This is a genomic window from Geodermatophilus sp. SYSU D00079 (assembly GCF_054050635.1).
The window spans coordinates 81,151-98,626 of sequence record NZ_JBJGZS010000009.1; the positions used below are offsets into that span (position 1 = coordinate 81,151).

Below are 17,476 nucleotides of genomic sequence, written 5' to 3' on the forward strand. Positions count from 1 at the left end.
GTCAGCCGCCCGCGCCGGCCGGGTCGGGCACCGGCGGGACGAGACCGTGCTCGGCCAGCGTGCCGTACACCGACGTCGCCAGGACGCCGATCCGGTCCTCGTCCGGCCTGCTGTTCAGGGTGATGGCGACGACGACCCCGGACTCGGGGAAGTAGGCGTGCAGGGCGCGGAAGCCGAACGTCGCGCCCTCGTAGAACCAGAACGTGCCGAGCTGGTCGGTCATCTGCGCGACCCCCAGGCCGAATCCGGAGGGATCGGCGGGCGAGGTGCGCTCGATGGGTTCCCCGGTCGCCGTCGACACGAGGCTCAGCAGGGCGTCCTGCTGCGCGGGCGGCAGCAGGTCCCCCTCGTACAGCGCGCGTTCCCAGCGCGTCATGTCGGCCGTGGTGCTCAGCATGCCCCCGGCGCCGCGCGCCCAGGAGACGGTGTACCGGCTGACGTCCTGCCCGTACAGCGGGGCCATCTCGGGTTCGTGGGTCTGCACGTAGTAGCCAGCCGGCAGGCGGTCGGCGATCCAGCCGGGGTAGCGGTGCGGGCGGTAGTACGTGTCCCCGAGGTCGAGCGGCTCGAGGAGCCGGGCGGTGAGCTGGTCCTCGTAGCTGTCGCCGGTCACCGCCTCGACGACCAGCTCGGCGAGCACGTAGCCGGTGTTCGAGTAGCTGTACCCGGAGGTCGCCGGGACGCCGGCCACGTAGTCGACCAGCCGCTCGGTGCGGAAGTCCGTGAGGGGGTCGGCCGCGTAGTCGGTGAGGAACGCCGGCTGGTCGTCGTAGGTCGGGAGGCCGCTGGTCATGTTCAGCAGGCGCCGGATGGGCACGTCGCGCCACTGCGGGTACTGCGGCAGCCACCGCCCGACGCCGTCGTCGAGCGACAGGCGGCCCTCGGCCTCCAGCTGCAGCAGGAGCACCGAGGTGAAGGCCTTGGTGTTGCTGCCGATCTGCCAGAGGGCGTCGGGCTCCACCGGCACCGAGCCGCCGGCCTCCGTCGTCCCCGCGCTGACGTCGACGCTCGCCTCCGCGCCGGGCAGGTCGACGCTCAGCCCGGCGGCCGACACGTGCTCCGCCGTCCCGCGTGCCCGCAGGTACTCCTCGAGGTCCCCGCGCAGGTCGGCCACCAGGGCGGGGTCGTCCCGGCCCGCCGGCGGGGCGGCTGCCGCGCCGGGCGCGACGAGGCCGGTCAGCACGAGCGACGCCGCGAGGACCGGCATCCAGGCCCGGCCGGGCCGGAGGTGGGTGGGACGGGCACGCCTGACGGTCATCGGGGACTCCGCCCTGCCGGGATCGGGACGTCGAGCGCCGGTCGCGGGGCACTGTCGTCCTCCCGGCCGCGGCCGTCAACGGCCCTCCGGCGGCCGGGGTCAGGTCAGGGCGCGGCCCCGCGCGGCGAGCAACGGGATCGCCAGCTCGGTCGCGGTGAGTGAGCCGTGGTAGCCGACCAGCCGGCTCGGGCCGGGTTCCCGCTCGGTCGCGGTCAGCGCCCAGGTGCCGCGGGTGAGGGCGACGACGTCGCCGATCCGCCGCGCGAGGTCGTCGTCGACCGGGCCGAAGACGCCGCTGGCGACGGCCTCGTCCCGGCCGGCGACCCAGGCGCGGTCGCCGAGCACCTCCCGCCAGCGGGCCAGCAGGTCGTCGGCGGCGCCGTCGACGGCGTGCACGTAGCGGGCCCGCGGCTCCCCGGCGAGCAGCCGGACGCCCTCGTCGAGGACCGGCTCGGCGTCCAGGTCGATGCGGGTCTCCGGCGGGACGTCGAGCATCCCGTGGTCGGCGGTGACGAGCAGGGCGGCGTCGTCGGGGAGGCCGTCGACCACCTGCTCGACGAGCCGGTCGACCAGCGCCAGCTGGGCGCGCCAGCTGTCGGAGTCGACGCCGCGCACGTGGCCGGTGAGGTCCAGCTCGGCGGTGTAGCCGTAGGCGAGGCTGCGCGGTGCGGCCGCCAGCGAGTGCAGCAGGCGGGCGGCGAGGTCCCCGGGGCTGACGGTGCCGGTGTACCGCGCCCCGCGGTACACCGCCCGGGTGAGCCCGGAGCCGGCGAAGGCGTACGGGCCGACGGCGCTGACCTCGACGCCCGCGGCGGCGACCTGCTCGAAGACGCTGCGCCGGGCCTGCCAGGCCTGCGGGTCGGGGTCGTCGGACCACTGGATGTGGTTGAGGGTGCGCTCCTCCCCTGCCGCGCCGGCCTCGCCCGGGACGACCGTGACGAAGCCGAGGATCCCGTGGCTGCCCGGGGGCAGGCCGGTGCCGAGGGTGGCGAGGCTGACCGGCGTGGTGCTCGGGCAGGGCGCCGAGAGGTCACCGGCGGGGGTCGACAGCCCGGCGAGGACGGGTGCGATGTCGGCGTGCGCCCGCACGAGGTCGGCACCCAGCCCGTCCACGAGCAGGACGGCGACCCGGCGGGCGCCGGCCAGGAGGGCGGTGAGCCCGAGGGGGTCGGGGGGCAGGTCCCCGCGCTCCACCGGGACGCCGAGCGCGGCGGCGGCGCCGGGGAGGACGTCGGCGAGGGTCGCGGCCCCGTAGTGGGGACGGCCCAGGTCCGCCGGGAGGGAGGCGCCTGCCGCGGTGCCCGGCGCCGCGCCGTCCCCGGTCACGTCCGCGTGGCCAGGACGTGCAGCCCCGCGGCGACGTCGCGGTAGGGGGAGCTCCCGGCCAGCGCCAGCTCCAGGGCGCGAACGGCGGCCGGGTCGGCACCGGAGCTGACGTCGAGGAGGTCGGCGACGACCGACACCCCCCGCCAGGTGCCCGGCTGCAGCCCCGCCGCCTCGACGAGGGCCAGCAGGGCGTCGGGGGCGAACCGCCGCCGCGCGGGGCGGGCGGCGCGCCGAGGTGCGGGGTCGCGGTCCTCGAGCAGCGCGAGGGCCTCCACCGGGTGCCCGGCGACGGCGCGGGCGAGCACCGCCCCGGCGCGGTTGGCCGCGGCGATGCTCGCGGTGCCGCCGGGCCGCAGCGCGCGGGCGATCTCACCGAGGGTGGTGGCGGGGTCGTCGACGACCTCGAGCACCGAGTGGCACAGCGCCAGGTCGTAGCTGCCCTCGCCGCCCTCCCCGGCGGGGACCACCTCGTGCAGCAGGTCGCCGTCGCCCTGCACACCGCGGACCCGCGGCGCCACCCCGGCGGTCTCCGCCCGGCGGTGCAGGGTGGCGAGGGCGTCGGCGCTGGGGTCGACGACGGTCACCTCGTGGCCGAGCCGGGCCAGCGGGACGGCGAGGTTGCCGCTCCCCCCGCCGACGTCGAGCACCCGCAGCGGGGTGCCGGCCGCGACGAGCGGGTCCAGGGCGGCCCAGACGGCGGCCGCCCGGGCGGGGAGCTGGTCCGCGGCGGAGGAGGCAGGAGCAGACGGCGGCACCCGTCGGAGCCTATAAGGACCCCGTCCTCCTCACCGCTCGCACGCTCGCGGCGAGCCTCGGGACGGGGCCGCTCAGGCGGGGACCTGGTCGGCGGCCCGCCGGATCTCGGCGATGTCGATGCGGCGCATCTGCAGCATGGCCTGGGTGGCGCGCTGCGCCCGGCCGGGGTCGGGGTCGTTGACCAGGCTGAGCAGCTCGACGGGGAAGACCTGCCAGGAGACGCCGAACTTGTCCTTGAGCCAGCCGCACATGCTCTCCTCGCCACCGTCGGCGGTGAGGCTGTTCCAGTAGTGGTCGGCCTCCTCCTGGTCGGCGCACAGGATCTGGAAGGAGATCGCCTCGGTGAACGGGAACTGCGGCCCGCCGTTGAGGGCCGTGTACTCCTGCCCGTCGAGGGTGAAGTCCACGGTGAGGACGTCGCCCTCCTGCATCGGCGGCGGCATGTCGGGGCCGTAGCGGGTGATGTCGCCGATCGAGCTGTTCGGGAAGACCGAGGTGTAGAGCCGGGCGGCCTCCTCGGCGCGGCCGTCGAACCACAGGCACGGGATCTGCTTGGGCATCTCGGTGTCCTCTCGGTGCGTTCCGGGTGGGCTGCCGGTGTAGACCGGCACCCGGGCCGGGACTCATCGGGGCGGAGGGCCCTCCCGCCGGATCCACGCCTGCCAGTGCGGCCAGAGGAGGTCGGCCCACTCCTGGTAGCCGGCGGCCGCGGGGTGGGCGCCGTCCCCGGCCGCGACCTCGCCGACCCAGGTGGGGCTGGCCGCCAGCTCGGCGTGGGCCGCTACGTAGGGGACGCCGACCTCGGCGCAGACCTGCTGGAACCGGGCGTCGAGACCGCTCGTGCGGTGGTCCTGCGCGGGGTCGGCGATCGGTGGCGGTCCGACGACGAGGGCGGGCCAGCCGGCGGCCGCGGCGTCGGCCAGGACCGCGGCGAGGTTGGCGGCCGACTCCGCCGGGGGCACCCGCGCCGCGCCATCCTCGACGGTGGTGTCGTTGACGCCGAAGGAGAGCACGACGCGGCTGTCCCACTCCGTCGACAACCGCTGGGCGCACTCGGCCGAGAAGCGGGCGCGGACGTCGCGGCTCGTCTGCCGGCGCACCCCGAGGCCGTAGGCGGTCAGCGGCCGGCCCTCGCGGTGGGTGCGGGCACAGATCCGGCCCACCCACCCGAGGTGCTCGGGATCGCCGACCCCGGCGACGAAGGAGTCCCCGAGGAAGCACACCCGCAGGTCACGTGTCACCGGGGCATCCTCCCCGGAGCGGCTGCCTCCCCCCGCGACTCAGTGGCCCGGGCTGCCGGGGCTGGAGTGCCACAGCTTGCGGGGCGCCGCGGCCGCCCGCCGGGCCGCGGTGGCGGCGTCGTCCCCGGCGGGCCGGATGTCGGCGTAGGGCGACATCCGGAACCCGGTCGGGTGCACCAGCACCGGCTTGACCACCACCGGACGGGAGCCGCGGGAGGCCGCCGCCCCGGTGATGGCCGCCTCGGTGTACTCCCCCGCTGCGGCCATCTGCTCGGCGACCGCGGCCACGCCGCCGGCCTCCCACGCCTCGTGCAGCGCCGGCAGCTCCCACGCCCCGGTGGCCCGCAGCGACACCCCCCGCGGGCCGGTGCGGCGCAGCACCCCCCGGATGACCAGCAGCCACGAGTGGAAGACCGTGGCGGCGTAGGGCCCCTGCGCGTCCTCGAAGAACGTGGAGTCGGTGCAGCCGGTGCCGTCGTCGAGGGTCACGAAGACCACCCGCCGCCCGGACCGGATCGGCGGCGTCTGGGTGGCGACCTTGACCCCGGCGACGAGCACCTCGGCACCGCTGCGGCTGCCGAGCAGCTCGCCGGCCGGCACCGCGCCGATCGCGGCGAGGAACGGCCGGTAGAAGTCGACGACGTGCCGGCTGGCGTCCAGGCCGAGCACCTCCAGCTCCGCGCGGACCAGCTCGGCGTCGGTGAACTCGGGCAGCCCGCTGCCCGCGGCCCAGTTCAGGCCCGCCTCCTCCGGACCGTCGTCCTCCTGCCCGGGGAGCTCCAGCCCCATGAGGTCGAGGCTGAGCTGCCCGCTGGAGCCCGCCTTCGCGCCGCTGCGGCTCCACCGGTCCAGCTCACCGATCTGCAGCAGGAGGTCGCGACGGGTGACCTGCCGGCGGCTGCGGGTGGGCCGGCCGGCCTCGCGGTCGCGCACCCCGAAGCCGTAGAGGGAGTCGAAGCCACCGGCCAGCACCAGCCGCTCCACCACCGGCCGGGACACCGACGCCCGGTGCCAGAAGTCGGTCAGCGACCGGTAGGGCTGCCCGGCGACGACCCGGGCCACCTCGTCGTCGGAGATGCCCTTCACGTCGGCCAGGGACAGCCGGATGCCGTACCGCGACGGGTCGGCCATCGACGCCGGCATCCACTCCGGCCGCCGCCAGGACGGGCCCGTGTCCTCGTCCACCCCGTCCAGCCGCTCGACGCGGTAGGAGCCGGTCGAGGCGTTGACGTCCAGGCCCAGCACGCGGACGCCGAAGTTGCGGGCGTCATCGAGGATGAGCCGCTTGGGGTACATGCCCGGGTCGTGCGTGAGCACCCCGGCCAGGAAGGCCGCCGGGTGGTGCGCCTTGAGCCACGCCGACTGGTAGGTGGGCAGGGCGAAGGCCGCGGCGTGGGCCTTGCAGAACCCGAACGACCCGAAGGCGACCAGCACCTCCCAGACCTGCTCGGCCACCTCCGGCGGGTAGCCGGTGGCCAGCGCGCGCGGCACGAACCAGGCACGCACCTCCGGGTGGGCGTCGCGCTCCCCCAGCGCGCGCCGCACCTCGTCGGCCTCCGCGAGGGTGCAGCCGGTCATCCGCGCCACGACCTGCAGCACCTGCTCGTGGAAGACCACCACCCCCGCGGTCTCCTCGAGGGCGAAGGCGAGGTCGGGGTGCGGGTAGACCGTCTCCCGCCAGCCGTTCCGGGCCATGAGGAAGGGGGTGACCATGTCGCTCTTCACCGGCCCGGGCCGGAACAGCGAGATGTCGATGATGATGTCCTCGAACGTCTGCGGCCCGAACTTGCCGACCAGTTCCCGCTGGCCCGGCGACTCGATCTGGAACATGCCGAGGGTCCGGGTGCTGCGGATCAGCTCGAACGTCGTCGGGTCGTCGCGGGGCACCGCGTCGATGTCGACGGTCTCCCCGTCGACCCGGGCCACCTCGTCGAGGGCGTGCGCGATCGCCGACTGCATCCGGATGCCGAGCAGGTCGAGCTTGAGCAGCCCCAGTTCCTCGACGTCGTCCTTGTCGAACTGGCTCATCGGGTAGCCGAGGTAGCTGTTCTCCACCGGGGTGCGGTCGAGGAGCGTGGCGTCGGAGAGCAGCACCCCGCACGGGTGCAGGGCGATGTGCCGGGGCAGGCCGTCGAGCCGGGCGACGAGGTCGAACAGCAGGTCGAGGTCCCCGGACCCGCCGGCCCGCCGCGACCCGAGCCGGCTGGCCCGCAGCTCCGGGAGGTCCTTGAGCGCGGCGTGCACCTGGTTGGCCCGGATGTGCGGGAAGGCCTTGGCGACGGCGTCGATCTCCGCCGGGGGCAGCCCCAGCGCGGCGCCGACGTCCCGGATGGCGTGCCGCACCCGGTAGGTGTCCATCATCGAGATGCAGCTGACCCGGTGGGCCCCGAAGCGGTCGATGACCGCGTCGTAGACCTCCATCCGGCGCGCGGACTCCACGTCGATGTCGATGTCGGGCAGCTGGTGGCGCAACGGGGAGAGGAAGCGCTCCATCAGCAGGCCGTAGCGGATCGGGTCGACGTCGGAGATGCCGAGCAGGTAGGTGACCAGGCTGCCGGCCCCCGACCCGCGCGCCGCCGCGCGGACCCGCAAGCTCGTGATGAGGTCGACCACGTCGGCGACGGTGAGGAAGTAGGACGGGTAGCCGAGGGCGTCGATGACCCCCAGCTCCTCCTCCAGCCGCACGCGCACCCGTTCGGTCAGGGCCATCCCGCGCCGGCCCAGCCCGGCCTCGCAGCGGGCCCTCAGCACCTGTGACGGGCTCATCCCCTGCTCGGCCGGGGTGGTGACCACGTCGAGCTCGGGGTAGCGGACGGTGCCGATGCCGAGGTCGGCCCGGACGTCGACGGCGCACTGCTCGGCCAGCCGGGCGGTGCGCTCCAGCAACCGCAGCACCGCGTCGCGGTCGGGGCCGACGAGCTCCTCGGCGACCTCGGCCATCTCCTTGCCCGACTTCAGGTGGCCCTCGGCCGTGCGCCGGTCGACGTGCCGGGTGTCGAGCGGGACCAGCCGTCGCGCGGCGTCGAGGACGTCGGCAGTGGGCGCGTCGAGGGCGTCGACGTAGCGGACCGCGTTGGTGAGCACCACCGGCACCCCCTCGGCGGCGGCGAAGCGCATCAGCGCCCGGGCCCGGGCCCGGTCGCCCCGGCCGCGGTGGTGCACCACCTCCAGCACCAGGGACCCGGCGCCGAAGACCGCGCGCCAGGCCGCCAGCCGCGCGGCGGCGACGTCGGCCCGGCCGGCCGCCAGTGCCCGCCCCACCGGTGAGTCCGGGCCCAGCAGCGCGACCAGCCCCGTGGCGTGCTCGGCGGCCAGCGCCAGCGAGCTCACCGGCTCCCCGCGCGTGCCACGCAGGTGGGTGGCGCTGGTGAGCCGGCACAGCGAGCGCCAGCCGGCGCCGTCCCGGGCGAGGAAGGTGACCCGCGGCAGCCGCGGGTCGACGCTGGCCCCGCCGCGGGCCGGCACGCGGCGCCCGGAGCCGGCGCGCCCGGCCGGTGCCTCCGGCCGGCGTGCGCGGGTCAGCCCGGGTGGGTGCCCCTCACCGAGGGCCGGCGCCAGCGCGGGTGGCACGGTCGAGTCGACCGACGGGACCACCGCCAGGTCCACCCCGAAGACCGGGCGCACGTCGGCCGCCCGGCAGGCGAGAGCGAACTTCACCGCGCCGTAGAGCCCGTCCCGGTCGGTCAGCGCCAGGGCGCGCATGCCGTGCTCGGCGGCCCGGTTCACCAGGTCGGCCGGGTGGTTGGCCCCGTACTGCATGGAGTAGCCCGAGGCGACGTGGAGGTGGACGAAGGGGTCGGCGCTCACCTCCGGCGACGGTGCTCGGAGCCGCCGACCACCCGGGGGCGCGCCCGACGGGGCGACTCGGGCTCGGGCGTGCTGCCCAGGCTGCTCTCGACCACGGCGAGGAAGGCGCGGACGTCGCGGACGAGGTCGTCGGCCTCGCGCTCGGTGACCGCCCGGGACAGCCCGGCCTCCGCGGCGGCGCGCTTGGCGGCGCCGGCGGCGAAGAAGGTGGCCCACTCCCCCAGCTCCGGGGCGACCTGACCGAGCAGCACCCAGGCGCTGCGCGGGCGGCGGCGGCCGCCCTCCGGACGGGTGCGGGCGGCCAGCACCGCGGCGGCGGCGCGGAGCGCACCCAGGTGGGCGGTGGCGTAGCGCTGCCGTGCGTCGGTGCTCGCTGCCGCCTCCGCCAGCGCCCGGGTGGCCTGGCCGAGCAACTGGACGGCGGCCGGGGGCAGCGCCGGGGGCAGGGGCAGCTGGTCGGCCATGACGCGGGCGGCGCCCATCAGTCGTGCACCCGCACGAGCGACCACCGGTTGGCCGTCGGGTCCCAGGACAGGTCGAAGACCCCGGCGAAGCTCATCCGGGACCGCCCGGCCCGGACCGCCTCCAGCCGCCACACCTCGCGGGTGGCGACCAGCTCGGCGGAGGCGCCACCGGCCACCCCGGCGTCCCACCAGGGCGCGGTCTCGACCCACGAGTCCAGCAGCTCCCCCACGACGTACCGCGACTGCCCGCGCCAGAACTGTGCCGGGCCGAGCGGCCCCCGCTCCACCTGCACCTCCTCGCCGACCCGACCGCCGACCCCACCCAGCACCCGGCTCATGACTGACTCCCCACCGCTCTGCGCCGCCCGGCCGGCCCCGGCCCACCGCACCGGGTGGGGAAGGACCCAGGTGCGGTGGGAGGCCGGCTCGTCGTTCGAACGCGTGTTCGAACGACGACGAGTAGACCCGACACCGCCGACGGCGTCAAGCGGTACGCGCGGGCATGGGGGGACGCCGCAGCTCGCGCGGCGGCGGGCGGTCCGCGCCAATGGCAGGATCGACTCCATGAGCCGACCCGAGCACCCGCGGGTGGCCGCCATCGCCCGGCTCCTCGCCGAGTCGGGCGCGGCCGGGCAGGTGCGCGAGCTGGCCGACAGTGCCCGCACCGCCGCCGCGGCCGCCGCGCAGCTCGGCGTCCCGGTCGGTGCGATCGCCAACAGCGTGGTCTTCGACGTCGACGGCACGCCGCTGCTCGTGCTCACCAGCGGCGCCCACCGGGTCGACGTCACCCAGGTCGCCGCACTGCTCGGGGTCCCCGGCATGCGGCCGGGCTCACCCGAGTTCGTCCGCCGGCACACCGGGCAGCCGATCGGCGGCGTCGCCCCGATCGGCCACCCCGAGCCGATCGGCACGCTGGTCGACATCGAGCTGGCCCGTCACGAGCGGGTCTGGGCCGCGGCCGGTCACCCGCACGCGGTCTTCCCCACCACCTACGAGGAGCTGCTCCGCCTGACCTGTGGCACGGCCGCCGAGGTCGGCAACGGCCCCGTCGCCCCGGTGGAGGTGGTCTCCCCGTGACGGGCACGACCCCAGCCGCCCGGGTCACCGAGCTGCCCACCACGTGGCTGCGCGACCACATGCACGACGCCCTGGCCATCTACGGCGCGGCCATGGGGTACTCGCCGTCGGTCGTGGCCGGCCGGTACGGCTACGCCATCCAGCACACCGAGCGGGCCGGGTTCCGGGCCGTGGGCGCCTTCGTCGCGACCCCCGAGGGCGAGCAGCTGGTCGGGTTCGGCTACGGCTACCTGGTGGCCCCCGGGCAGTGGTGGCACGACCAGGTGCGCGCGGCACTGGACCGACGGACGGCGAAGCGGTGGCTGCCCGGCGCCTTCGAGGTCTGCGAGCTGCACGTCCACCCCGACCACCAGAGCCGCGGGCTGGGCCGCCGGCTGCTGCACGCCCTGCTGGCCGACCTGCCCTACCCGGCGGCGCTGCTGTCGACCCCGGACAACGACACCAAGGCCTTCCGGCTGTACCACGCCGACGGCTTCGTCGACCTGGCCCGCAACCACCACTTCCCCGGCGACTCGCGGCCCTTCGCCATCCTCGGCGCCCGCCTCCCGCTGCCCTCCCCGGCGCCCCGCTCCGACCGCGCGTGAGGGGCGACGCCACCGTCGACGCCGTCGTCGTCGGCGCCGGGCACAACGGGCTGGTCGCCGCCTGCTACCTGGCCCGTGCCGGGCTGGCCGTGGAGGTGGTCGAGTCCGACGAGGTGCTCGGCGGGGCGGTCTCCACGGTCGAGCGGTGGCCCGGCGTCCGCGTCGACCGCGGCTCGAGCGCGCACGTGATCATCCGGCAGAGCGGCATCGTCGAGGAGCTCGACCTGGCCGCGCACGGGCTGCGTTACCTCGACTGCGACCCCTGGGGATTCGCCCCCGCCCCCTGCCCCGGCGCCCCGGGTCCCGACGGCCGGCCCCTCGTCCTCTCCGTGGACCTCGACGCCACCTGCGCCTCGATCGCGGCTGCGTGCGGCGCCGCCGACGCCGCCGCCTACCGGCGCTTCGTCGAGGTCTGGGCGCCCCGCAGCCGCGCGGTGGTCGCCTCCTTCGGCCGCCGGCCCACCGCCGCCGGGCTGCTCCGGTCCTTCTGGCCGCTGGGCGCCCCGGCCGACGGGCGGCCGCGCACGCCCGGCGGCGACCTCGCCGTCGACTTCCTCGGGTCCGGCGACGCGCTGCTGGACCGCTGGTTCACCAGCGAGCGGCTCAAGGCGGCCCTGGCCTGGTTCGGCGCGCAGTCCGGTCCCCCGGTGTCCGAGCCGGGCACCGCGGCGATGGTCGCCTGGGCGACCCTGCTGCACGACGTCCCGCCCGGGCACCCGGTCGGCGGCTCCGGCGGCCTGACCGCCGCCCTGCGCCGCCGGCTGGAGGCCGACGGCGGGCGGGTCACCCTCGGCGACGGCGCCGCCGGGCTCCTGGTCGACGACGGCCGGGTGGCCGGCGTGCGCACGACGTCGGGACGGCGGATCGCCGCACCCGTGGTCGTGGCCGCCTGCCACGTGCTGGCCACCCGCGACCTGGCCGGCGACCACGCCCCACCCGCCCTGGCCGAGGCCGACCCGCCGCTGGGCAACGGCTTCGGGCTGGTCCTGCGCGCCCTCACCGACTCCCCGCCGGTCTACCCGGGGGTGCCGCAGGAGCTGGCGCAGGGCGGGTTGCAGCTGCTGTGCACCGACCGCGCGCAGCTGGCCGCCGCGCACGGCGACTGGCGGGCCGGCCGGCTGCCACGGGAACCGGTGCCCCTGGCCATGTGCTTCTCCGCCACCGACGACACCCTGGCCCCACCCGGGCAGCACGTGGTCACCGTGTGGGGGCAGTGGTACCCGTACGCGCCGGCCGACGGCGCGGACTGGGACGCCCTCGCCGAGTCCGAGGCGCAGCGCCTCGTCGCGGCCGTCGACCGGTACGCGCCCGGCTTCGCGGCGTCGGTACAGCGGCTGTACGTCCAGACCCCCGTGCTGCTGGAACGGGAACTGTCCCTGCTGCGTGGCAACGTCATGCACGTGGAGATGGGGCTGGCCAGCATGTTCGCCTTCCGGCCGACGCCGGCGCTGGGCGGCTACCGGGTCCCGGGCCTGCCCGGCCTCTACCTGGCCGGTGCCTCCACCCACCCCGGCGGCGGGGTGTCGGGCAACTCGGGGCGGACGGCGGCCGGTGTCGTCCTGGCCGACCGGCGGCTGCCCGCCCGGGTGCGGGCGGCGGCCGGGCGGGCGGCCCGCCGGGCGCGGAGCCGGAGATGACCCTGGCGGTGCCGCGGTCGGCCGGCGTGGCGGGGCTCGTGCCCTGGGCGCTGGCCGGGCTCGTGGTGCTGGTCGCCGTCTCCTACCCGCTCACCGACGGCGGCGCCCGGAACGCGGTCAGCTGGACCATCGTGCTGCTCGGCGCCGCGCTGTCGGTCGGTCACGCCGGGCTCAGCCGGGGTGCCCGCGCCGGCGCCGGCGTCCTGCTGGTCACCGCGGCGACGGCCGTGGCCTTCGAGGCCGTCGGGCTGGCCACCGGCGTCCCGTACGGGCAGTACGCCTACAGCGACGACCTGGGGCCCACGCTGTTCGGCGTCCCGTTCCTGGTGCCGCTGGCGTGGCTCATGATGGCCTGGCCGAGCTGGCTGCTCGCCGCCCGGCTGACCCGCGGGGCGCGCCCGTCCCGCCGCCGCCCGGCGCGGGTCGCCGTCGCCGCGGCGGTCTTCGCCGCCTGGGACGTCGTCCTCGACCCCCAGATGGTGCAGGCCGGCTACTGGACGTGGGCGCACCCGCAGCCGTCGCTGCCGGGCATCGACACGGTGCCGCTGACCAACCTCGCCGGCTGGCTGCTGGCCGGGCTGGTCCTGATGACGCTGCTGGACCGGCTGGTCACCGGCACCTCCCCCCGCATCGGCGACGGTGCTCCGCTGCTCGCCCTGGCCTGGATGACCCTCGGGGGTGCACTCGCGCACGCCGGCTGGCTGGACCTCCCCGGCTCGGCGGCGTGGGGCGTCGTCCTCGCCGTCCCCGTGCTCGTCGCGCTGGCGGTCCAGGCCCGCCGGTCCCCGCGCCGGTGAGCGGCCGGCTGCTGCGGGTCCTGTCGGGGGCGGCGGTCGCCGGCGCCCTGCACACCGTGGTCAACGCCGCGCTGCTGCGCCGGCCCCCGGAGCACCCGCCGCCGGTGCGCCGGCCGGTGACGGTGGTGCTGCCGGTGCGGGACGAGGCGGCGCAGGTCGGCGGCTGCCTGGCCGCGGTGCTGGCGCAGCAGGCGGTCCCCGACCTGCGGGTGGTGGTCGTCGACGACGGCTCCACCGACGGCACCGCGGCGGTGGTCCGGGCGGTCGGCGACCCGCGGGTGCGGCTGGTGTCCGCGCCGGAGCCACCCCCGGGCTGGCTGGGCAAGCCGCACGCCTGCGCCGTCGGCGCGGGCACGGCGGACACGGGCACGGGTGACACCGGGGACGGCGTCCTGGTGTTCGTCGACGCCGACGTCCGGCTCTTCCCGGACGCCGTGGCCGGTGCGGTGGCGCTGCTGGACCGGCACCGGCTGGACCTCGTCTCCCCGTGGCCCCGGCCGGTGACCGGCACGCTCGCCGAGCGGCTGGTGCAGCCCCTCGGGCCGTGGCTGTGGATGACGACGCTGCCGGTGCGGCTGGCCGAGCGCTCCTCCCGGCCGTCGCTGACTGCGGCCAACGGGCAGTTCCTCGTCGTGACGCGGGCCGGTTACGTGGCGGCCGGCGGGCACGGCGCGGTGCGCGGCGAGGTGATCGAGGACGTCGCCCTGGCGCGCGCGGTGAAGCGGACCGGCGGCCGCGCGGTGCCGGTCGACGGGTCACGGCTGGCCGCGTGCCGGATGTACGCGGGCTGGCGCGAGCTGCGCGCCGGGTACGCCAAGTCCCTGTGGGCCTCGGTCGGCGGATCGCCGGCGGCGAGCGTCGCGGTCGCCGCCGCGCTGACCGCCGTGGAGGTGCTGCCCGCGCTGGCGGCACTGCGGGGCTCCCGGGCGGGGTTGGCCGGCTACGCGGCGGGGGTGGCCGGGCGGGCGGTGTCGGCCGCGGTGACCGGCAGCCGGGTGTGGCCCGATGTCCTGGCCCACCCGGTGTCGGTGCTGCTCTTCGACGTCCTGCTGGCCGGCTCGGTGGCCGGCCGGCGGCGGGGCACCCTGTCGTGGCGGGGCCGCCCGGTCGGCGCGGCCGGCACGACCCGGGAGACGATGCCCCGGTGACCAGCCCGCACGCTCGTGTGCCGTTCGACCCTGCCGCCATGGACAGCGGCGCCTTCTACCGGGTGCTCAACTCGATCGTCGTGCCCCGCCCGATCGCCTGGGTGACCAGCCGCTCGGCCGAGGGCGTGGTGAACCTGGCCCCGCACTCCTTCTACACCGTGGCCTGCGTCGACCCGCCGGTCGTGCAGTTCACCTCCGTGGGCCGCAAGGACTCGCTGCGCAACGTCGAGGCCACCGGCGAGTTCACCGTCAGCCTGACCCCCGAGTGGCTGTTCGAGCAGGTCAACGCCACCGGCACGGACTTCCCGCCGGGCACCAGCGAGGCCGAGCAGTGCGGCGTGGCCCTCGAGCCCGGTGAGCGGGTGTCGGTGCCGCGGGTCGCCGAGTCGCCGGTCGCGGTGGAGTGCACGCTGCACTCCACGCTGCGGCTGGGCGACAGCACGGTCGTCTTCGGCAGGGTCCAGCTGGTCAGCGTCTGGGAGAGCGCGGTCGCCGACGGCCGGCCCCGCATCGAGCACCTGCAGCCCCTGGCCCGCCTCGGGGGCAACGAGTGGGCGACGGTCGGTGACGTCAAGGAGATCCGGCGGATCTCCTACCGGCGCTGGAGCGAGGACCCCTCCATCGGCGAGCAGCTCCGCGACGGCTGATGCCGGGCGGAGTGCCACGGGCGCACGTCGCGCGCCGTGGCACTCCGCTCAGCCGGGCAGGTGGGGGGCGATCTCGTCGGCGGCGTCGGCGCCGAACGCGGCGGCGAACCGCTCCAGGAACGGCCCCGTGCGCAGCTCGTACTCCTGGGTGCCGATGACCTCGACGGCCTCGGTGGCCACCGCGGACCCGAGCTGGGTGGCCCGCTCGAGCGACAGGCCCCACGTGCGGCCGGCGATGAACCCGGCGCGCAGCGCGTCCCCGCCACCGGTGGGCTCCACCGGCTTGGTCTCGGGCACCGCGATGACCGAGATCGGCTCGGCGCCCGACTGCCGGACCAGGACGCCGTCCGCGGCGCGCGTGGTGACCCAGGTGCCGACGCGGTCGAGCACCTCGGCGTCGCTCCAGCCGGTCTTCTGCAGCAGCAGCGCGGCCTCGTACTCGTTGGTGAACAGCACGTCGGCGCCGTCCACGAGCTCGCGGATCATCGCGCCGTCGGCCCAGGCCAGCTGCTGGCTGGGGTCGGCGGCGAAGCGGTAGCCGCGGCTGCGGCACTCCTGGGTGTGCCGCACCATCGCGGTCGGGTCGTTGGGGCCGACGACGACGAGGTCCGGCTCGCCCACCCGGCGGACGACCGGCGCCAGCTCGATGGACGCCGCCTCGCTCATCGCGCCCGAGTAGAACGAGGCGATCTGGTTGTTCACCGCGTCGGTGGTGCACACGAAGCGGGCGGTGTGCTTGAGCTCCGACCAGTGCACGCTGCCGGTGTCGACGCCGTGCCGGGTGAGCCAGGCCTCGTAGTCGGCGAAGTCGCTGCCGACCGCGCCGACCAGCACCGGCCCCAGACCGAGCAGGCCCAGCCCGTAGGCCATGTTGGCGCCCGCGCCGCCCCGGTGCTGCACCAGGTCGTCGACGAGGAAGGAGAGCGAGACGTTCTCCATCTGGCCCTCGACGAACTGTTCGGTGAACTTGCCGGGGAAGGTCATCAGGTGGTCGGTCGCGATGGATCCGGTGACGACGACGGGCACGGGACGCTCCCTCGGGACGGTCTCTGGGACGGCCCGCGCGGTGTCGGGTCGAGGTGGACGGCGGGGGTGCCGGGCCGCGCCCAGCCTAGGAGGCGACCCGGGGCGCCGCCGCCCGGCGTCAGTCGGCCAGCGCCCTGCGCAGCGCCGTCGCCAGCTGGGCGACGCCGATGACGCCGAGCAGGCACCCCACGGCGGTGCCCGCCGTCACCGTCTCGGCGGCGAGGTCCAGGCCGGACAGCACCCCGGCGCCGCCGAGGGTGAAGCCGGTCATCGCCACGCGGCTCGGCCGCTCCCACACCGACACGGCACCGGTCTCGCGGACGCCGGCCTGCCCGGCCCGGGCCCGCAGGTAGTCGGGCAGCCAGCACAGCCCTCCGTAGGCCGCGGCCAGCCAGCCGGGCGCGCCGGCGGCCCACAGGGCGGCGGCGAAGGCGGCCTCGCTGAGCCGGTCCACCGCGGAGTCGAGGACGAAACCGCGACGGGAGGCCCGGCCGGTGGCGATCGCCAGCGCGCCGTCGAGGGAGTCGAGGACGGCCGAGACGCCGATGAGCGGCCCGGCCACCATCAGCCACGCGCCGCCGGCCCAGGCCGGGACGACGGCGGCGACGGCGACGGCCAGACCGAGTGCCGTGGCGACGATCGGCGGCACCCCGGCCAGCGGGCGGGCGGCGGTGTAGGCGGCCGACAGCCAGCCGCGGACCAGCCGGCTGCCCGCCGGGTCGGTCCCGCCGTGCCAGGCCGACCACGCGGCGAGGTACTCCTCCCGGCTCAGCACGGCGTCCCTCCCACGCAGGCAGTCCACCAGGCCCGGTCCGCGGCGGCGAGATCGGGGACAGTGGGCGGGTGCCCGCCGGTTCCCCCACGCCCCGCCGTCTCGTCCTGGGGGCCCTGGCGCTCGCCGTCCTCGCCGTCCTCGGGGTCGGTGCGGTGCTGCTGGCCCGCGGGGGCCCGGAGGCCGCGGACCCGCCCGCCCGCGCGGAGCAGCCGGGCCCGGTGCTGCTGGTGCCGGGGTACGGCGGGTCGACCGCCGCGCTGCGGCCGCTGGCCGAACGCCTGGCCGCCGAGGGCCGGGACGCGACGGTCGTCGAGCTGCCCGGGGACGGCACCGGTGACCTCACCGTCGCCGCCGACGTGCTCGCCGGTGCCGTCGACGGCGCGCTGGCCCGCACCGGCGCCGGCAGCGTCGACGTCGTCGGCTACTCGGCCGGCGGGCTGGTCGCGCGGCTGTGGGCCGCCGACGGCGGGGCGGAGGTGGCCCGCCGGGTGGTCACCCTCGGCTCGCCGCACCACGGCACGACCGTCGCGGACCTGGCCGCCGCCGTGGCCCCGGACCGGTGCCCGGAGGGCTGCCGGCAGATGACGACGGGCAGTGCGCTGGTGGCCGGCCTCAACGCCGGGGACGAGACGCCGGAGGGCCCGGACTGGATCTCGATCTGGACGACGGCGGACGGCACCGTGACCCCGCCGGAGTCGGCCCGGCTGGAGGGCGCCCTCGACGTGCCGGTGCAGTCGGTGTGCGCCGGTGCCCGCACCCGCCACGAGGACCTGCCCGGCGACGCGCTGGTCATGGGCCTGGTCGTCGAGGTGCTGGAGGCCGCCGAGCCCACCGCACCGGACGCCGCGGACTGCGCGCGGCTGCGGGCGGGCTGACCCGGCAGGAGGCGGCGGACTGGGCAGGAGACCCGGCCCGCGCTGCCGATGCTGGGAG

Annotated in this window: 17 protein-coding genes; 7 read left to right on the forward strand and 10 right to left on the reverse strand. The window is 76.8% G+C overall.

What is annotated here, in order from left to right; translation table 11 throughout:
* Nucleotide 1: 1 nt before the first annotated feature.
* The 8 genes from ACI79E_RS10010 to ACI79E_RS10045 all read right to left on the reverse strand — a co-directional run bounded on the left by ACI79E_RS10010 (nt 2) and on the right by ACI79E_RS10045 (nt 9,190).
* Nucleotides 2–1,258 carry a serine hydrolase domain-containing protein gene (locus ACI79E_RS10010; protein ID WP_456932381.1) on the reverse strand — a complete coding sequence of 419 codons (1,257 nt, stop codon included), beginning with the start codon at nt 1,256–1,258 and terminating at the stop codon, nt 2–4.
* 99 nt (nt 1,259–1,357) lie between these two features.
* Nucleotides 1,358–2,584, reverse strand: a complete 1,227-nt coding sequence (locus ACI79E_RS10015) for an alkaline phosphatase family protein (RefSeq protein WP_456932382.1) — start codon at nt 2,582–2,584, stop codon at nt 1,358–1,360.
* A complete protein-coding gene (locus ACI79E_RS10020) occupies nt 2,581–3,339 on the reverse strand; it encodes a class I SAM-dependent methyltransferase (RefSeq protein ID WP_456932383.1) in 759 nt (252 codons plus the stop codon). The genes ACI79E_RS10015 and ACI79E_RS10020 overlap by 4 nt, the downstream gene beginning before the upstream one ends.
* A 72-nt stretch (nt 3,340–3,411) precedes the next feature.
* Nucleotides 3,412–3,900 carry a VOC family protein gene (locus ACI79E_RS10025; protein ID WP_456932384.1) on the reverse strand — a complete coding sequence of 163 codons (489 nt, stop codon included), beginning with the start codon at nt 3,898–3,900 and terminating at the stop codon, nt 3,412–3,414.
* A 63-nt stretch (nt 3,901–3,963) separates the two neighbouring features.
* Nucleotides 3,964–4,581, reverse strand: a complete 618-nt coding sequence (locus ACI79E_RS10030) for a GDSL-type esterase/lipase family protein (RefSeq protein ID WP_456932385.1) — start codon at nt 4,579–4,581, stop codon at nt 3,964–3,966.
* A 39-nt stretch (nt 4,582–4,620) separates the two neighbouring features.
* A complete protein-coding gene (locus ACI79E_RS10035; RefSeq protein ID WP_456932386.1) occupies nt 4,621–8,388 on the reverse strand; it encodes a DNA polymerase III subunit alpha in 3,768 nt (1,255 codons plus the stop codon).
* The gene (locus ACI79E_RS10040; RefSeq protein WP_456932387.1) at nt 8,385–8,870 is read right to left on the reverse strand and encodes an SAV_6107 family HEPN domain-containing protein; all 486 of its coding nucleotides are present in this window, start codon (nt 8,868–8,870) and stop codon (nt 8,385–8,387) included. Before ACI79E_RS10040 ends, ACI79E_RS10035 begins: the two co-directional genes overlap by 4 nt.
* On the reverse strand, nt 8,870–9,190 hold the full coding sequence (locus tag ACI79E_RS10045; RefSeq protein ID WP_456932388.1) for a DUF6504 family protein: 321 nt from the start codon (nt 9,188–9,190) through the stop codon (nt 8,870–8,872). The genes ACI79E_RS10040 and ACI79E_RS10045 overlap by 1 nt, the downstream gene beginning before the upstream one ends.
* A 226-nt stretch (nt 9,191–9,416) precedes the next feature.
* Here ACI79E_RS10045 and ACI79E_RS10050 point away from each other — a divergent pair, with 226 nt between their 5' ends.
* From ACI79E_RS10050 to ACI79E_RS10075, 6 genes are read left to right on the forward strand one after another with little or no spacing between them, the layout of a single operon-like run.
* On the forward strand, nt 9,417–9,929 hold the full coding sequence (locus ACI79E_RS10050; RefSeq protein WP_456932389.1) for a YbaK/EbsC family protein: 513 nt from the start codon (nt 9,417–9,419) through the stop codon (nt 9,927–9,929).
* Nucleotides 9,926–10,513, forward strand: a complete 588-nt coding sequence (locus ACI79E_RS10055) for a GNAT family N-acetyltransferase (protein WP_456932390.1) — start codon at nt 9,926–9,928, stop codon at nt 10,511–10,513. Before ACI79E_RS10050 ends, ACI79E_RS10055 begins: the two co-directional genes overlap by 4 nt.
* A complete protein-coding gene (locus tag ACI79E_RS10060) occupies nt 10,510–12,150 on the forward strand; it encodes a phytoene desaturase family protein (protein ID WP_456932391.1) in 1,641 nt (546 codons plus the stop codon). The genes ACI79E_RS10055 and ACI79E_RS10060 overlap by 4 nt, the downstream gene beginning before the upstream one ends.
* Nucleotides 12,147–12,947 (forward strand): carotenoid biosynthesis protein, encoded by an 801-nt coding sequence (locus ACI79E_RS10065; RefSeq protein WP_456932392.1) that lies wholly within the window; start codon nt 12,147–12,149, stop codon nt 12,945–12,947. The genes ACI79E_RS10060 and ACI79E_RS10065 overlap by 4 nt, the downstream gene beginning before the upstream one ends.
* On the forward strand, nt 12,944–14,095 hold the full coding sequence (locus ACI79E_RS10070) for a glycosyltransferase (RefSeq protein ID WP_456932393.1): 1,152 nt from the start codon (nt 12,944–12,946) through the stop codon (nt 14,093–14,095). Before ACI79E_RS10065 ends, ACI79E_RS10070 begins: the two co-directional genes overlap by 4 nt.
* A gap of 38 nt (nt 14,096–14,133) precedes the next feature.
* Entirely contained in the window at nt 14,134–14,742 is a 609-nt protein-coding gene (locus tag ACI79E_RS10075) for a flavin reductase family protein (RefSeq protein ID WP_456932394.1), read from the forward strand.
* Between the two features lie 48 nt (nt 14,743–14,790).
* On the opposite strand, the gene ACI79E_RS10080 is transcribed toward ACI79E_RS10075, so the two are convergent.
* Nucleotides 14,791–15,768: a carbohydrate kinase family protein gene (locus ACI79E_RS10080; RefSeq protein WP_456932395.1), complete on the reverse strand. Its 978-nt coding sequence runs from the start codon at nt 15,766–15,768 to the stop codon at nt 14,791–14,793.
* 118 nt (nt 15,769–15,886) lie between these two features.
* Nucleotides 15,887–16,543, reverse strand: a complete 657-nt coding sequence (locus tag ACI79E_RS10085) for a CDP-alcohol phosphatidyltransferase family protein (RefSeq protein ID WP_456932396.1) — start codon at nt 16,541–16,543, stop codon at nt 15,887–15,889.
* A gap of 68 nt (nt 16,544–16,611) precedes the next feature.
* Between ACI79E_RS10085 and ACI79E_RS10090 the strand changes: the two genes are divergently transcribed.
* A complete protein-coding gene (locus ACI79E_RS10090; protein ID WP_456932397.1) occupies nt 16,612–17,418 on the forward strand; it encodes a lipase family alpha/beta hydrolase in 807 nt (268 codons plus the stop codon).
* The last annotated feature ends 58 nt before the right edge of the window (nt 17,419–17,476 follow it).